Raw genomic sequence first — 16,807 nt, 5'->3', positions numbered from 1 at the left:
ACTTAAATGCAGTATTAATTAAACTTTAATTTTTGGGATATTCCTTAACAAGATACATCCCAAAAACACCAAAACCACCAAATCAACACCTGTAGGGCATGAATTTCCCATACGCATAAAATTACTGTCAATCAAAGGATTGGATTGTATCTTCCAATTTTTCAAAAAACTTCATTTCTGCCAAAAACTGCCAATCAAAATTCAAGGATTGGTTGGCCAGGTGCACATGGTGGTCCTGATCCAAAATATAGTCTTTGGGTTTCTGCAATATCCGGGTTTTTGAATACACTGTTTCCAATCCCTTACGCAGTTGGGCAAAAGCCTTTTTTTGGGCAAGAATTTCCTGTAGTCCCTTTTTCCTTTCTTCCACAGACGGTAATGCATCCACCTTTGCCAGTTCCTCGACAAGGTTTGCTGAGAAAACGACCAAACCAGCTACCTCTTTGTACACCTCCAACGTATAGGTGTTCCTGTCCGCAACTTGGGAAAGTGAATCTATAACACCCAACACCTGTTCTCCCGTGGCAGAGATTTCTTTTGCATGGGCTATTCTTTCCGAATTGGCCTCGGTCCATTTGCCTGGGTTGTTTGCATCCGGTAAATCCATCACTCCTTTCTCCAAAGGAGATTCCATGGTCTTTAAGTAATTGCGTTGGTTCCCTTGGAGTAAAATATTTTTCCATTTGGCAACCGGGTCTTCCAATGCATCGATAAAGGCGAACTCCCCATCCATGGCCGTGTCACCAAAATATCGAAAACGAAAAACATCCTTAAACTCTTCTTTTGAGCGTTTGTCACCAGCCCAAGCGTATTCGGCAAAGGCTAAAATACCTCTCTTATACAATTCAAAATGGGGCGAATCGTCATCCCATAAGGTCAATAACAACCCATTCAACCCATTGTCAATGGAACTTAGGGCAAAACTTCGGATATTTTCAATATTGCTCTCATTCTGCGGCATTAAAACCCATCTGGTTTGGCCAGCCGTAGCCCCAATTGCTTTTAGTCCATGATCTTCAAACCATTTCATGGCCTTCTTGTTACCGTAAATCTGGGGCGACCTATAGTTCCATCTCATATAGATGGTGTTTCTAGGAAAATCATCCAAAAATTGGTTCAAATCGGTTTCTTTGACGGCCCAAAGACTATCTACCTGTTCTTTGGTGTACTCATCGTAGTGCATGGTTCTATACACCCCTACTTCCTTGAACAGCATATCATCCCACATAATTGGAATGCGGCCTTGCTCCTCAGCAAATTGGGAAACCTTCTCCAACCACTCCAATTGCAGGTCCAAGCTCGACCTACCGCTATTCCCTCCAGTGGTATGTACCTCATCCCCTCCCAAGTGCAGATATTTGCCATGTGGGAAGGCCTCCAAGGCATCCCTGTACAGATCAAACTGCACTTCATAGGTTTCATCCAATAAGGGATTGAAGGCCCAGTCACTTTTAGGGTCGTCCCTTAAATGTTCAAAGGCTTTATGCTTCAAGACAAAAGATGCGTGACCCAACCCCTGTACCAATGGACTGATCCTGATGTTGCGCTTTAAGGCATATGCACTGATTTCCTTCCATTGCTCCTTTGATAAGGCATCTTTGGATCCCACTATGGGTCTTCTGGTATATTTAAGCTTATCCTCTATCTCAATAATGATGGCATTGATTTTATAATCGGCAAGCTCATTGATCAGTTTGAGGTAGTAATCATAGGTATCCAAGTGGTGTTTTACATCCAGATGGATGGGTCTATAGGCCAACTTGGGCGCATCGGTTATCTTAACAAGGGGCAAATTCACTTTTTGATCTTTGGCATCCTGGATCAACTGCTCCAAGGTCTTCATTCCATAAAAAGCACCCGCCTGGTCCTTTCCAACAATTTCAATGGTTTCCTCCCCTATCACCAAGGAATACCCTTCAGCGTTGGTATCCAGATTTTCATCAATGGTTATAGTGACATCTGCATCATCTGCCTGTTCCTTCAAATTAAGGTATTCACTCATTTGGAGTTCCGTTGTAAAAGAACCCCCATAGGTTTGGATGTTCTGGGGTTCAATCTTGCTTACCCCTGAGATTTCAAAGGAATCGGGAGAAGGTAATATGTGAAATTCACCCAAGGGTGTTGATTTCTCGCCACAGGCCACCATGACCACGGCCATCAGGCAGTACACTACTCTATTGATCATTTACGTCTAGTTTTAAAATTTAGAAAGATTTCGCAAGTTTTTATATTCAAAAAAAGGTATTCAAAAGAAAAATACTTGCTTAATCTTTTCTTTAAAACTACTAAATCTCATGAAAATTGGAAAATTTTCTGGGAATTTTTAGTGAAAATCTGCAACAGCATTCGAAACAACAACCCTACAGCTGGGACCAATATCCCTTTTTATCCTTTTGATTTTAGGATTTTCCGATCAGAAATACTTGGTACAATCTCATTGCCAATGGTCAGGGTAGGATAATTACCAACCCCCAATTCGGCAGGTGATTCCCCTTGCCATTCACTTTTCTTTCCGGTCAGCGTGACCGTTTGCGTCTCGGGGTCAATGGACATAAATGCAAACAATGAGTCTTTATAAGGACAGGTGTAGGAAATCCATGGATGATCTTCATGGATTTTTTCGGTATAACTTTGGTGCTGATAATCCCCTCCAACCCACAAATAGGATGCAGAGTTAAGATGGAGATAGGGTATCCCATCCTTTTCCAAAAGCATATCAATATGGGTGTGCCCATTCATGGCAAATAAAATCTTCCCTTTTGCAGCCGAAAGAATACTTTGTATTTCCCTGGCATTATCCACAGCCGATGGTCCCAACAAAGGTTGATGGGAAACAATGACAATAGGCCCTTCCACGGTTTTCAATTGTTGTGCCAACCAAGACTGCTGTTCCTTTCCGATATAGGATGCGTACCCTCCCTGATGCGTGGGCGACCCTTTCTCATTGCCATCCAAAACAATGAAATGGATGCCTTCCACCTCTTTGGCATAGTAGCGTGCAGGCATGCCCCAGTAAGAAAGACATTGGTCCGTGGTATATCCCGAATCGGTATCGTGGTTGCCAATTACATGCAGTGCTTCCTCATGGGCATTGTTAAAAAGTTGGATTACCTCTTTGTTCTTGTCCCCGGGATAAGCAAAATCCCCCAACTGCATGATGGCATGCGGCCGTTGCACCTTCACTTCTTCAACAAAGGCCTCCATGCGCTGCAACCCGTCATGCATAATGTCTTGGTGCAAGTCCGTAATTAACCCGATTTTGACGGGAGCCTGGCCCTTAAAAGTTGAACATGCCATGTTTGGCAACGAAAAAGCCAAGCAAGATAAGGCCGTGCCCTTCACAAAATCTCTACGGGTAATACCCTTCATCTGTTTTTCCATAATCTTTTCCATCTTCAACTTTATAAACTAATCAACTGTTATTAAGTGAAATATAAATCAAAATAATGCAACATCCGTATCCCATGCATGACTTAAGCCAGACTTCTATTTTGAGACACCCTTCGCCTGAAATAAAAAATAGTGATCAACACCAAAAAAGCTATGGACAACCCAGAAATAAAATTCAAGGAGACAAAGAACCCTGTCCAGGTACCCCGGTAGTCCATAATCTCCTTTAAAAATAGAACCGCCACGCTGCACAAATACCCCAAAGCATCCGCCGTATAGAACAAAAAGCCAACATTGCCCCTATAATGAAGCAAAGCAATCAACCTTTCAAACAAGAGACAATGGAACAGGATATAAGGCAAATACACCCCCATACCGGTACTAATCATCCAAACAATGGGAGAAATAAGGGATTCCTGAAACAAAAAAGTGGACAACAACAAGGTGGCCGTACCGGCCAAGGTAAGCCACATACCCATGTTAAAGGCCCGTTGATTGTTACGAATCAAAATACCCATGGCAGCCAATACCAACACCACTAAGGCCACTGGAATTTCGGTAAGGGTAATGAGCTCCGGCTCTTGGGCATAGCCAAGTTCTGACCAAAATTCCACTACAAAATTGTCCCTAAAATCCCTGATGATGGTCAGAAATATGTAAATCAACACAAGTCCCAAATACCCAAGGCCATTTTGCTTTAAAAAGGTCTTGCGCTTTTGGGCATCCATGGGCATACGTTCTGTACGCTCGGCCATATCTTCACTACTGGGCTTTTTGGAACGATTGAGCATCCATACGGACAGTAAAAAAACAGGAAAGAACAGTAATCCGGTAGCAAAGGGCATAACGTATTCATCAATTCCATATTCCTGGATCAATATCACCCCCACGGTTTTCACCAAACCAGTCGAAAAAATAAAAGTGGCACTCAAAGCCGCTGCAAGCAACTCGGTATTCCTCCGCCCCTCCAAATAGGACAAAACCACCCCAAAGACCATTCCCAAGGGAAGTCCGTTCAAAAAAAGTGCAATGATCTTTAATTGTGGGGGCAGTATGGCAAACACCAAAAGCATTACCAATCCAAAGCTCACTAAGCCAATCAACCACTGTACCCGTTTTGAAGACTCCATCTCCGAAATCATCTTGATGCCAATAAACTTGGAAAGCATATACCCCAACACCTGACTAATGACCAATACGGTCTTGGGATCTGCCTTAAAACCCAAGGCCAAATCCACATACTGCCCGGCCAAAAAGGACTTCCGTACGGCATACATCCCTGTGTAACACAGAAATCCGGCTACCATCAACCAAGAAGTATGCAACCATTTTTTATTGATCATGTGTGTTGCCATGGCATTTTTTCAATCTTTAAGGTTTACGAAATAGGATGTATCAAAAATAGGTTTGGACTTTTTCTTTCCTGTGAAGTAAATGTAAAACAACCATTAATTTTTCTTTATGATGAATTTTATTTCCTCTAAAGAAAATATTTCAATTTACCTTTGATATAAATTTTAGCAGGTGGACGAGAGCAAACACATTTTAAAGCACATGGGCTCCAAGATTCGAAACCTACGAATGGGCAGGGGGTGGAAGCTTGGGGAGTTATCGGAAAAATCCGGAATAAGCATGGCCATGTTGTCCAAAATAGAGAATGGCAGGGTATACCCCACCTTCCCTACTTTACTCCGTGTACTGAAAACTTTGGAGGTAGACCTCAACGCCTTTTTTGAGGACATGTCCATGAACACTGATTTTCCAGGCTACATATTCCACAAAAGGGAAGACTATACCGAAATCACCAAAGAGGATTCCATTGGCTTTCGGTATGAGAACATTCTAACCCAAAGCTTGAGCGGTATTTCGTTGGAAGTTTCATTGTTGACCCTTAGCAAAGGCGCAGAACGGGAACTATTGACCACGGACGGTTTTGAGTACATCTTCTTGGTAAAAGGGGATATCAATTACGTTTTGGACAACAAAACATTCCACTTAAGGGAAGGAGACTCGTTATACTTTGATGGACGCCTGCCCCACGTGCCAAAGAACAATCTGGAGTCGGAAGCCATTTTATTGGTCGTTTATTTTATCACAGAACTTTAACCAAATCGTATCATGTCAAAAGCAAAAGCAATGGTTTTTGAAGCGGTCGGACAACCGTTTTCCCAAATTCAAATGGAGTTGCCAGAGCTCAACACCGATGAAGCCCTCATCCAAATAGATTACACTACCATATGCACCAGCGACCTGCACACCTTTTACGGAAAAAGAGGGGGAGCTTGCCACAGTATCTTGGGACATGAGATTATGGGAACCATCGTAAAAATACCTACAGAAGGCATCCAAGATTACCATGGTCATTCTCTTCAGATTGGGGATTGGGTCACTTGGTCGGTGTATGCCCATGACAAAAACGATCCTATGGCCAAAAAGGGTATTCCGCAAAAGTCCGGCGACCTTTTTAAATATGGACACGAGCCCATGACCGGCCACAACCCATTGAACGGCGGTTTTGCCACCCATTGCCATTTAAGGCATGGGTCCACACTCTTTAAATTACCGTCAAGCCTGAGTCAAAAGGAAGCCGCCCCCTTGAACTGCACACATGCCACCATGGCTGGAGCCATGCGCTTGGCGGGCGATTTAAACGGAAAAAATGTTCTGGTAAACGGCGTTGGCATGTTGGGCCTTTCAGCCTGCGCCATGGCCAAGGAATTGGGAGCAAAAACTGTTTTCTCCATGGATGTGGACGAATCAAGGCTCACCCATAGTACAAAATTTGGAGCCTCCATAGGATTGGATGCTGTCTTGACCGCCTCCGAAGTGTTGGATCTTGTGGCAAAAGAAGGGGGAATCGATGTAGTAATTGAGACCAGTGGTGTTCCCTCCGCAATTGAAAAAAGTATGGCCATCTTGAATATTGGAGGGGTTTGTGTCATGGTCGGTGCAGTGTATACCCAACGGGACCTAGCCATCAATGCGGAACATATGGTTCGAAAACTTTTAACCTTGAAAGGGTTGCACAACTACGCCCATGACGATTTGCGATTTGCCATTGATTTTTTATCCAAGAACCACAAAAAATACCCCTTTAGGGAATTGGTGGGCGCTGAATTTCCACTGCATCAATTGGATGATGCCTTTGAATTGGCCCATAAGGGCACTTACTATCGGGTGGGCATCCACCCGTAAGAACGGATGACCGTTCCCATCAACCCTTGGGCCAATGGGTTTCAAGACCTTGGGTCCTGATCCAATCTTGAAATTCCGAAAGTAGATTTTTCTGTTCCCGAACCGCTCGAGGTGGTACATTTTTCCGTTGGGCAAAAGCCACCAACATCCCAACTGCCTCTCCAATACTCCACTCCACGGGATGCAGTCGAAAACAGCCATTGGTAATATGGGTGGTACCAATATTTTTATTGGCTGGAAGTAAATTGTTCATTCGTTGTGGAAGCAATGCGCCCAGAGGAATCTGGAAAGGCAATGACCCAAAGTCCACATAGTTGATTCCCTGATTGCTAGGATGTAAATCAATATGGTAGTATCCGGTTCCGACGCTATCGTAAAAATCGGCAGAGGTTTTCCCCGCATCATTCCCTGCCACCATTCGGCGGTTTTCCGCACCAACATGCTCCTCCAGTACCCTAAACTCTGCTTTGATTCTTCTGGCCTCGCGGATGTAGGGATATTTGGCCATACCGTCTTCGGTGCCCATCACATCCCCTCTGAGTCTTAAACCTGACCATCCTTGTCCCCCATCAGGTCTTGGGGCTTCCGTCTGAAGCCAGTAAAATAAAGAAAGGTTGAGTTGCCGTGCGCCTTCCATATGTTTTTGAAATTCTTCTTCGCTGACATCGATTAAGTTGCCCATAAAATAGTCGTTTTGCGGCCAATTGACCACCGTGATGTCCCCATCATACGTGCCCGAAACAAAATTGGCCTTGCTGATGAGCCTACGATACAACCAAAGGTTGAGCATTTCCCCGGTTTTCTTTCCTTCGGGATGAAATCCCAGGTTTTTGGGTTTCAGCGTCCGGGGATCGGAATAGTTCAACTCCAATAATTTGCCAGCCCAAGGTGTATCCATTTGAGGAACATAGTTGCTCCAAAAATCATAATCTTTTGGCCGATCAATAATATTGTTGACCCCGGGTTGGTAATCCATCGCAAAGCACAAGGTAAATGCCTGATTGTTTTTGGGATTGGCCACTTCTGGAGCATGCAATTCCCCAGTCTGACTTTTGGACTCCGTCCCAGTAACATATTCGGTGCCTGTGAGTGGGAGTAAATCCCCACATTCCGTGGCATCTATAAAATAGGGGGCATGAAGAACCAGAGTACGGTCACTTTTCAAATCCTTGGCTTGAATGGACTTTACATCGTCACCGGTAACGTCGGCAGCATCGATCTTATGTTCAGTCAGAAGCGTCAATTTTCCGGAACTGATAAAAGGAAGCAGCATCTCCGTCAAAACCTCCACGGTCACCCGGGGTTCATGACAAATTCGTGAGACTGAACCATCCCCGGGATTCAGATGGGAACGACCTTTTGCATCCGCCGTGAGCGGATAGTTTCGCTTATAATACTCCCTGATTCGATTTCGGTATTCACGATAAGAGGCAGGAGCTCCATGGGTTTCTATCCAGTTATGCTCGTCCGGGGGGACACCCTGCTGGGATACCTGACCACCTATCCAATCGGTTTCTTCGGTTAAAATGACCTTGAGCCCATTTCTACAAGCTGCCAAAGCTGCTGCGCAGCCTCCCAATCCGCCCCCAGCAATGACTACGTCAGCCTTCAATTCCTTGGCCGCTGTAAAAGTATGAGCTTGTTTGGGTGATTTTGCATTGGAAACCATAGGTCCCGCCAGTAATATTCCGCTAGTTCCGGCAGAAACCGAGGACAAAAAACTTCGTCTCTTCATATTTCGCTTTAAGTGGGGTTATATATCCTACGAAATATAGTCAAAAATACCTTTCTGAAGAGTTGGCCACCACCGAGTTTGTATTAAATCAATTGGGGATCAGAAGGGCATCCAAAGAAAAACCCATTAAAAGCTATAAAAAAAGCCTGAGACATTTGTCTCAGGCTTTTCAAATTCAAACGTGTAGTTTTTAGTGACCGCGGGAGGATTCGAACCCCCAACCCTCAGAGCCGAAATCTGATATTCTATCCAGTTGAACTACGCGGCCTTGGTATTTATGAACTTAATTTTGCCTTTACAATATTTGAGATGGTCTTTCCGTCTGCCTGACCGGCCAATTCCTTGGAAACCATACCCATTACCTTACCCATATCCTGCATTCCTGAAGCTCCAACAGAATCAATGGTCTGTACCACCACTTTTTCTATTTCCTCTTCCGTAAGTTGTTCCGGTAGGAACTTTTCAATAATGGCTGCCTGTGCCAATTCGGGCCCGGCCAAATCTTCCCGGCCTTGCTCCTGAAAAATGGCAGCACTATCCTTACGCTGCTTTACCAGCTTTTGGACCAACTTCACTTCCTCTTCCTCGGAAAGCTCGGAACCAGCTCCTTTATCGGTTTTCGCCAACAAAATTGCCGATTTAATGGCTCGCAATGATTCCAGGGCAACAGTGTCCTTGGCCTTCATTGCAGCCTTCATTTCTGTCATCACCTTTTCTTGCAAATCCATTTGAACTTATTTTGGGCTGCGAAGATAAAAAATAAACCCGAAAGTCTATTAACTTCCGGGTTCATGATTTCCATTAAAAATGGATATCGATTTTAAACACTACTAATCAACATTATCGTGCAAAAATGAGTTGTTGGAACGCAATTGCAAATCGTCATTGCTATCCTCACTCAATGTGGTCCTGGAAACTTTCTGCTCCTTGGGAACGTCATTCAGGTCCACTCCTTGTCTTTTATAGGCGGGCTGCTTTTCTATTTCATCTATACTGTTCCGGTTGTTCTGGAATTTATAGTTGAAATTCTTCAGCTTTCTCCTGCGCTCGTCGGCCCGATCTTTTAAAATATCGCTTATGGAACTGTTAAAGGGATCCATGCTGGCGGTACTCTCCTCTTCCAACTTGGATTCGACCTTTACGGTTTTCTTTTCAAAAACCAGCTCGTTTTCCACCAACTTGGGCTCATGGGTCTCCGCTTTGGATGTTGCCCCTGTCAATTTGGTTTCCAACTCCATGTATTCTTCCAAATTGTATCGGGTCTCACCTTGGTTCTTATATTCCAGAACAGGTTTTACCTCTACATAGTGGTTCACATCAATGTCTTTTACATCATCATCCAGATTGAATGTAATGGTATGCTCCTTTTCATCTTCTTCCTCTTCTATGGTATTGTTGAGGGGCATATCAAAACTCAAGGCAAACTGATCTTCGTTATCCTTGTTTTTGGGTGAAACCACTTCAGGATCTACCACTTCAATTTCGTTGATGATATTCTTGGCCTCAATGATGATAAAATCATCATCCACGTTTTCCGGAACTACCTCGTCATAAAACACATTGAAGTTTCGGATATAGCTTGTGGTCGGGATAAGGTCCATCTCTTGGATCTTGGGCTTCACCTCTTCCTCTTCCACCTCCAAAGTGTGCTTTACAATCTCTGGTTCAGGTTCAGGTTGAACTGGTGCCCTTTTAACAGGAACCTCCTGTACCGATGTGGCCTCTGGCCTCAACTCTTGTTGTGCAGTCTGCTCGTCTTCCAACGTGTAGAACACCTTTTTGGACTCTGTGTTTACGATATCATCCTGCTGATCCACGTTAAATCCCGTAGCAATAACGGTTACGGCAATGGAATCACCCAAGTTCTCGTCTTCACCAACCCCCATGATGATGTTGGCTCCGTGACCGGCCTCAATCTGGATGTGGTCATTGATTTCCCCAATTTCATCAATGGTGATTTCTTGTGAGCCCGAAACAATGAGCAGCAATACATTTTTGGCCCCGTTGATCTTGTTATCATTCAGCAATGGGGAATCCAATGCTTTCATGATGGCCTCACTTGCCCTCGCAGAGCCTGATGCCGTTGCAGAACCCATAATGGCGGTTCCACTGTTGGAAAGCACTGTCTTGGCATCCCTAAGGTCAATGTTCTGTGTGTAGTGGTGCGTAATTACCTCTGCGATACCCCTTGCCGCAGTGGCCAACACTTCATCCGCTTTGGAGAAGCCGGCCTTAAACCCAAGATTGCCGTACACCTCACGAAGTTTGTTATTGTTGATCACGATCAACGAGTCTACATTGGAGCGCAGTTTTTCAATCCCCAATTGCGCTTGTTTGTTACGCATGGCCCCTTCAAACTGAAAGGGAATGGTAACGATACCCACGGTAAGAATATCCATCTCCTTGGCCAATTTTGCAATGACAGGAGCGGCCCCTGTACCGGTTCCACCTCCCATACCCGCAGTGATAAAGGCCATTTTGGTGGTACGCTCCAGCATACCTTTGATGTCTTCCATGCTTTCCAAGGCGGCCTGTTCCCCAACTTCAGGGTTGGCCCCAGCTCCCAGTCCTTCGGTAAGGGATACCCCTAATTGAATTTTATTGGGAACGGAACTGTTCTGCAAAGCTTGGGAATCGGTATTACAGATTACAAAATCCACTCCGTTGATCCCTGCTTGGAACATGTGGTTGATGGCATTGCTACCTCCTCCACCAACTCCAATTACCTTGATTACGTTGCTCTTGTTCTTGGGCAAATCAAAAGCGATGTTGTCAAATTCAGTGTTCTTACTCATGACAGTTGTGTTTCTTTATGGGGTTATTATTCTGCGTTGTCCAAAAAATCCTTCAACTTTTCGGACCATTTGTCAAAAATGGATTTTCGTTCCTTGTGCGACACCGTATTGGTGCCCGCCATTTGTTCTTGTCCCACCAAGACTTTTTCTTCCTCGTCCATTCCATCCATGTCTGCCTCAACAGGAATTGTCTTGGTTTCCAATGCTTTCATCAACAGTCCAACTGCGGTGGCATACAGTGGGCTTGCCACTTCCTCATCGGAATCGCCCGCCAAATGCTCGTTGGGGTATCCAATTCGGGTGTCCATTCCGGTAATGTATTCCACCAATTGTTTCAAATGCTTCAATTGGCTTCCCCCTCCGGTAAGGACGATACCCGCAATCAGTTTTTTCTTTTGTTCCTCGTGCCCGTAGTTCTTGATCTCCACATATACCTGCTCTATAATCTCCACTACTCGGGCATGAATGATCTTGGAGAGGTTCTTTAGGGTGATTTCTTTGGGTTCACGACCGCGCAATCCGGGAATGGAAACAATTTCATTGTCTTTGTTCTCCCCTGGCCAAGCGGAACCAAACTTCATTTTAAGCAGTTCAGCTTGTTTTTCTATAATGGAGCATCCTTCCTTGATATCCTCGGTGATGACGTTTCCGCCAAAGGGAATCACCGAGGTATGGCGAATGATACCGTCCTTAAAAATGGCAAGGTCGGTGGTTCCACCTCCAATATCGAGGAGTGCCACACCGGCTTCTTTTTCCTCTTGGCTCAAAACCGCTTCTGCGGATGCCAAGGGTTCCAAGGTAATATTGCCCAGTTCCAATCCTGAGCTTTTGATACATCTTCCAATGTTCTTGATGGAGGAAACCTGCCCTACTACCACATGGAAGTTGGCCTCCAATCGGCCGCCATACATTCCCCTGGGCTCTTTGATTTCGGCCTGACCGTCCACTTTGTACTCTTGTGGCAATACGTGGATGATCTCCTCACCCGGAAGCATGACCAATTTGTACACTTGGTTGCAAAGTTTGTCCAGATCATCATTGTTGATGACTTCTTCGGAATTTGGCCTGGTGATATAATCACTGTGCTGTAGACTGCGGATATGCTGTCCGGCAATACCTGCCACTACAGAGCCAATCTTTAGACCAGAGTTGACCTCTGCCTGTTCCACGGCCTGCTGAATGGAGGAAATGGTCTGTGTAATATTATTGACCACACCTCTATGCACTCCTAAGCTTTTGGCTTTCCCTGAACCCAAAATCTCAATTTTACCATACTCATTTTCCCTTCCAATGATCGCTACGATCTTGGTAGTTCCAATGTCCAAACCAACTGAATAATTACCCTGTGCCATATCTTAAATTTTGGTACAAACCACTTGATTGCTATATTCCAAACTCACTATTGCATAACTCTCCAAGGAATTGTCCTTGGTCGCCTTCACATAAAAGGCCATGAAATTCTTGAACTTCCCGTTGAGATTGTCCACCCCTCCCAAATTCACCACAAAGTTTTCCATTCGGAACCTTAACTGGTACTTTCCTTCTTCTTCAATATGTATCCCGATGACGTTTTTCCGTAGAAAATCGTCCTCGTTGATATAGTTCAATATCTCATAAGCATCTTCAAGGGTCTTACCTGTAATCTCACCTGTGATTATAGGCACCCTTGCCGAATGATGTTTGGAAAGCGGCATGCGCTTCCCTAGATCATCCAAATAAAATTTAGAGATTCCCTCCACTCTTCCAATGGGTTTACGCTGAACAATCTTAGAGATAAGTTCTCCGTTCACAGTAAGATAGACCTGGGCGCTTTTCACCATATCGTTGGACAGAATTACCTCCTCTATGGTATTCAAAACTAACTGTTCTTTAGGCCTATTTTTTACAGGTCCGTAATTTTGTATTAACAATTTATTAACTGCGTCCTCTGTAATATATAAACTATTGTCCCCCAGAAACTTAATGGATATATCACTCACCTCCCTCTTTTTGCTCCGCATATCGGCAAAACCATAAAGGGCAACCAGTGAAATGGACAAGAATGCCAATTTTATGTAATTCCAATTAACTCGCATAGGTCAGTTCTTTTTTGATCTTGGACACTTCCAATCCTATGTCCCCCGCGCCAATGGCGACCAAGACCCCTGTTCTATATTTTTTTATTTCATCAATCAGTTCAGATTTGGAAACCAGTCTCTTGTTTGGATTGCCGATTTTCTCCAACAACCAAGTCGAATTTACCCCTGGAACGGGTTCTTCCCGCGCTGGGTAGATTTCCAATAACAAGATCTCATCAAACTTGGATAGGCTGGTTGCAAAATCATCCACAAAATCCTTGGTCCTTGAGAAAAGATGGGGCTGAAATATGGCCGTAACCTTTTCACCTGGATGCATTTCCCGTATGGCTTGATGTACCGCTTCAATTTCGGTGGGATGGTGCGCATAATCATCTATAAAGGCAAAATCCTTTTCCTTTATTTGATAGGAAAATCTGCGCTGTACCCCCTTGAAACTTTCCAATGCCTTGGCCAGCTGTTTTGGCGAACAGCCCGTCTGCTCCGCCATGGCAAAAGCCACCAATCCGTTGAGCAAATTGTGCCTTCCCGGTTTATTGAACTTCACATCCGAAATTGTTCCGGAAGGGGTGACCAAATCAAATATGTAAGTCCCCTGTTCAGTTTTGATATTTTCTATACAATAGGCCGAGTCATCCTCTATGCCATAAGTAATGCCCTCCATGGGCAATCCGTTGCGTACAAAAAGAGTGCCCCCCGGTTTAAGCTGCCCTGCAAATGCCCGAAAAGAATCTTCCAATTGCTCCTTGGTCCCATAAATATCCAAGTGATCGGCATCCATGGAGGTAATACAGGCCACATTGGGGAACAATTGCAAAAAGGAACGGTCAAATTCATCGGCTTCCACCACAGAATACTCCGTTCCGTCTAGCACAAAGTTGCTATCAAAGTCTTCCGAAACACCTCCTAAAAATGCGGTGAAGGGCAAGCCACATTCTCGTAGCAAATGTGCTAAAATGCAGGATGTGGTGGTCTTTCCGTGTGTTCCGGCGACCGCTAGGCAAAAAGTATCCTTGGTAATGATTCCCAATACCTCGGAGCGCTTCTTGATCTCAAAGCCATTGTTCTGGTAAAACTGCAGTTCTGAGTGACTTTTAGGCACTGCAGGAGTATACACCACAAGGGTTCCTTCTTGCTTGAAGTTTTTTGGGATGACCTCCACATTGTCCTCAAAATGTACGGCAATACCCTTTTCCACCAATCCATCCGTAATCGGGGTCGATGTACGATCGTATCCGGCTACATCTTTCCCAATAAAATGGAAATACCGAGCCAGGGCGGACATACCTATACCTCCGATTCCAATAAAATAGACGCTATGGATGTCCTTTACATTCACTTCAACAACTTTTCAATTTCATCAACAATATGTTCCGTAGCCTTGGGCATGGCCAATTTTTTAATATTGGTTCCCAGCTTTAGCTGCATTGCTTCCGAATCCAACAGGCTAGAGAACGTGTTTTCAAATGTGCCGTCCAGTTCATCCTCCTTGAGCATGATGGCCGCATCCTTTACTGCCAATGCCTTTGCATTTTGGGTTTGATGGTCCTCGGCCACATTGGGCGATGGAATAAAAACCACTGGTTTTCCCACCAGACACAACTCTGATACCGAACCAGCACCAGCTCGGGAAATAATCACATCTCCCATAGTGTAGGCCAAATCCATCCGATTGACAAAAGCCAACACTTTCACCATATCGGAATCGTATTTTTTATACTCCTCATAATACAGTTTCCCGCATTGCCACAGTACCTGCAACCCTCTTTTTTCAAAGAAATCGAGCTCCTTTTCAATCAATTGATTGATGCGACGCGCACCTAAACTGCCTCCCAACACCAAAACCGTTTTTTTCGTGGCGTCCAACCCAAAAAATGCACTGGCTCCATCTTTGGTTGATTTTAAATCCACCAAATCCATGCGGATGGGATTCCCGGTCTTCACAATCTTATCCTTTGGAAAAAACCGCTCCATACCGTCATAGGCCACACATATTTTTTTGGCCTTCCCTGCCAATAGTTTGTTGGTGATCCCCGCGAAGGAATTCTGCTCTTGCAACACGCAGGGAACGCCATAGCTTTCGGCCATCCGTAACAATGGTCCGCTCGCAAACCCTCCAGTGCCAATGGCCACATGGGGTTGAAATTGCTTCACTATTTTGCGCGCTGCCAACAAACTACTTATCAATTTAAAGGGAAACATGAGATTCTTCAATGTCAGTTTCCGTTGTATTCCACTTATCCACAAGCCTTTAATTTCGTATCCGGCCTGCGGTACTTTTTCCATTTCCATTTTATCCTTGGCACCCACGAACAAAAATTCCGCATTGGGATGCCTTTTTTTCAGCTCATTGGCTATAGCTATGGCCGGATAAATGTGGCCGCCAGTTCCTCCTCCAGAAAGTATAAACCTATATCTGTCCACTCAATACTTCTAAAGGGTTGGTCTCATCTATATCATAGGATTGCTCCTCTAAGTTCTCTTTCTTGTTGCTTGCACTCAACACTATGCCAATCGCCATACAGGTCATCCAAATGGAGGTACCTCCCATACTGATGAGTGGCAAAGGTTGCCCCGTAACCGGAAACAACTGTACCACCACGGCCATATTGATGAAGGCCTGAAAAACAATGGGCAGTCCAACGCCTATCACCAGTAATTTTGAAAACACGGTCTTGGCCGAATGGGCCACTACCACGATCCTGAACAATAGCAACAAATAGAAAAACAATAATGCTCCACCACCCAACAATCCATATTCCTCGATAATGATGGCAAAAATGAAATCCGAAGTACTCTGGGACAGCATGTTCTTCATGACGCTTTTCCCTGCACCTTTACCTACAACACCACCTTCTGCAATGGCAATCTGGGCCAAGGTCAATTGGTGCAGGTCATCTTTATCCGCCTGTTCAGGGTGGATAAAAGTCTCTATCCTGGATTTCCATGTGCCTGCCCGTTGGGGCAAAGCATCGGGGGCCTTGAACAGCACAAAAAGGAACATTCCCGCCAATACGATTCCCGCACCCACCATGGCAAACAAATATTTTAGGGGATATCCGCCCAAAAAACACAGCACCAACACCAAAAAACAGATGATGGCTGCGGTTGAAAAGTTTTCAGGCAATATCAACAATACCACCAGAGCGGTGGGTAACCACAAGGGCAAAATACTTTCCTTAAAGGTAATTTGGGTATCCTTAATCTTGGTCAAATACCTTGCAATCCAGATCATAAGGACCACCGATGCCAAAGTCGATGTCTGGAAGTTGACCCCAACAAACGGAATCTTGATCCAGCGATTTGCAGTAACCCCTCCAATCTCTGTCTCCACGGTAAGCGTATAACCCAGCAAAATCAACACAATGGGCAACGCAATTATGGAAAGTCCCTTAAAGTAATGGGTTGGTATGCGATGCACTGCATAAATGATCCCAAATCCCAAAAACAAGAGTACGGCATGCTTTACCAAATGACCCAAGGTGGTTCCATCGCCATTTACGTAGACCAGATTGGTACTGGCACTATAGACCGGCAAAAATGAGAAAAGGGCCAACAGGGCCACTACGCCCCAAATGGCTTTATCTCCTTTCAAATTTTTGAACACGGTTTTCACG

13 protein-coding genes and 1 tRNA gene are annotated in these 16,807 nt (G+C 44.6%); 2 read left to right on the top strand and 12 right to left on the bottom strand.

Features of this window, described 5'->3' with window-relative positions:
• Positions 1-127 precede the first annotated feature (127 nt).
• The 3 genes from F8C76_RS16395 to F8C76_RS16385 form a co-directional block, all read right to left on the bottom strand.
• Positions 128-2,185 (bottom strand): glycoside hydrolase family 20 zincin-like fold domain-containing protein, encoded by a 2,058-nt coding sequence (locus tag F8C76_RS16395; RefSeq protein ID WP_152132685.1) that lies wholly within the window; start codon positions 2,183-2,185, stop codon positions 128-130.
• A gap of 200 nt (positions 2,186-2,385) precedes the next feature.
• Complete coding sequence (locus tag F8C76_RS16390; protein ID WP_170284049.1) at positions 2,386-3,297, bottom strand: metallophosphoesterase family protein; 912 nt, start codon at positions 3,295-3,297, stop codon at positions 2,386-2,388.
• A gap of 176 nt (positions 3,298-3,473) precedes the next feature.
• Complete coding sequence (locus tag F8C76_RS16385; RefSeq protein WP_152132683.1) at positions 3,474-4,745, bottom strand: DUF5690 family protein; 1,272 nt, start codon at positions 4,743-4,745, stop codon at positions 3,474-3,476.
• A 169-nt stretch (positions 4,746-4,914) separates the two neighbouring features.
• Here F8C76_RS16385 and F8C76_RS16380 point away from each other — a divergent pair, with 169 nt between their 5' ends.
• Positions 4,915-5,496, top strand: a complete 582-nt coding sequence (locus F8C76_RS16380) for a helix-turn-helix domain-containing protein (protein WP_152132682.1) — start codon at positions 4,915-4,917, stop codon at positions 5,494-5,496.
• A 12-nt stretch (positions 5,497-5,508) separates the two neighbouring features.
• A complete protein-coding gene (locus F8C76_RS16375) occupies positions 5,509-6,585 on the top strand; it encodes a zinc-binding dehydrogenase (protein WP_152132681.1) in 1,077 nt (358 codons plus the stop codon).
• Positions 6,586-6,604: 19 nt separating this feature from the next.
• On the opposite strand, the gene F8C76_RS16370 is transcribed toward F8C76_RS16375, so the two are convergent.
• The 9 genes from F8C76_RS16370 to F8C76_RS16330 all read right to left on the bottom strand — a co-directional run bounded on the left by F8C76_RS16370 (position 6,605) and on the right by F8C76_RS16330 (position 16,806).
• Entirely contained in the window at positions 6,605-8,320 is a 1,716-nt protein-coding gene (locus F8C76_RS16370) for an FAD-dependent oxidoreductase (protein WP_152132680.1), read from the bottom strand.
• Positions 8,321-8,514: 194 nt separating this feature from the next.
• Positions 8,515-8,588, bottom strand: a tRNA-Arg gene (locus F8C76_RS16365).
• A gap of 7 nt (positions 8,589-8,595) precedes the next feature.
• Entirely contained in the window at positions 8,596-9,048 is a 453-nt protein-coding gene (locus tag F8C76_RS16360) for a GatB/YqeY domain-containing protein (protein WP_152132679.1), read from the bottom strand.
• A gap of 102 nt (positions 9,049-9,150) precedes the next feature.
• Entirely contained in the window at positions 9,151-11,115 is a 1,965-nt protein-coding gene (gene ftsZ / locus F8C76_RS16355; protein ID WP_152132678.1) for a cell division protein FtsZ, read from the bottom strand.
• Between the two features lie 26 nt (positions 11,116-11,141).
• Positions 11,142-12,467 carry a cell division protein FtsA gene (gene ftsA, locus F8C76_RS16350; RefSeq protein ID WP_129654642.1) on the bottom strand — a complete coding sequence of 442 codons (1,326 nt, stop codon included), beginning with the start codon at positions 12,465-12,467 and terminating at the stop codon, positions 11,142-11,144.
• Between the two features lie 3 nt (positions 12,468-12,470).
• Entirely contained in the window at positions 12,471-13,154 is a 684-nt protein-coding gene (locus F8C76_RS16345) for a cell division protein FtsQ/DivIB (RefSeq protein ID WP_500683482.1), read from the bottom strand.
• Between the two features lie 25 nt (positions 13,155-13,179).
• Entirely contained in the window at positions 13,180-14,529 is a 1,350-nt protein-coding gene (gene murC, locus F8C76_RS16340; RefSeq protein WP_152132677.1) for a UDP-N-acetylmuramate--L-alanine ligase, read from the bottom strand.
• Positions 14,526-15,614: an undecaprenyldiphospho-muramoylpentapeptide beta-N-acetylglucosaminyltransferase gene (gene murG / locus F8C76_RS16335; RefSeq protein ID WP_152132676.1), complete on the bottom strand. Its 1,089-nt coding sequence runs from the start codon at positions 15,612-15,614 to the stop codon at positions 14,526-14,528. The genes murC and murG overlap by 4 nt, the downstream gene beginning before the upstream one ends.
• A complete protein-coding gene (locus F8C76_RS16330) occupies positions 15,601-16,806 on the bottom strand; it encodes an FtsW/RodA/SpoVE family cell cycle protein (RefSeq protein WP_152132675.1) in 1,206 nt (401 codons plus the stop codon). Before F8C76_RS16330 ends, murG begins: the two co-directional genes overlap by 14 nt.
• Position 16,807: the final 1 nt, after the last annotated feature.

Origin of the sequence: Flagellimonas olearia (assembly GCF_009184425.1) — a bacterium.
Taxonomy (GTDB): domain Bacteria; phylum Bacteroidota; class Bacteroidia; order Flavobacteriales; family Flavobacteriaceae; genus Flagellimonas; species Flagellimonas olearia.
The sequence above is the reverse complement of the archived record's forward strand: the minus strand, read 5'-3'. Positions and strand labels throughout refer to the sequence as shown.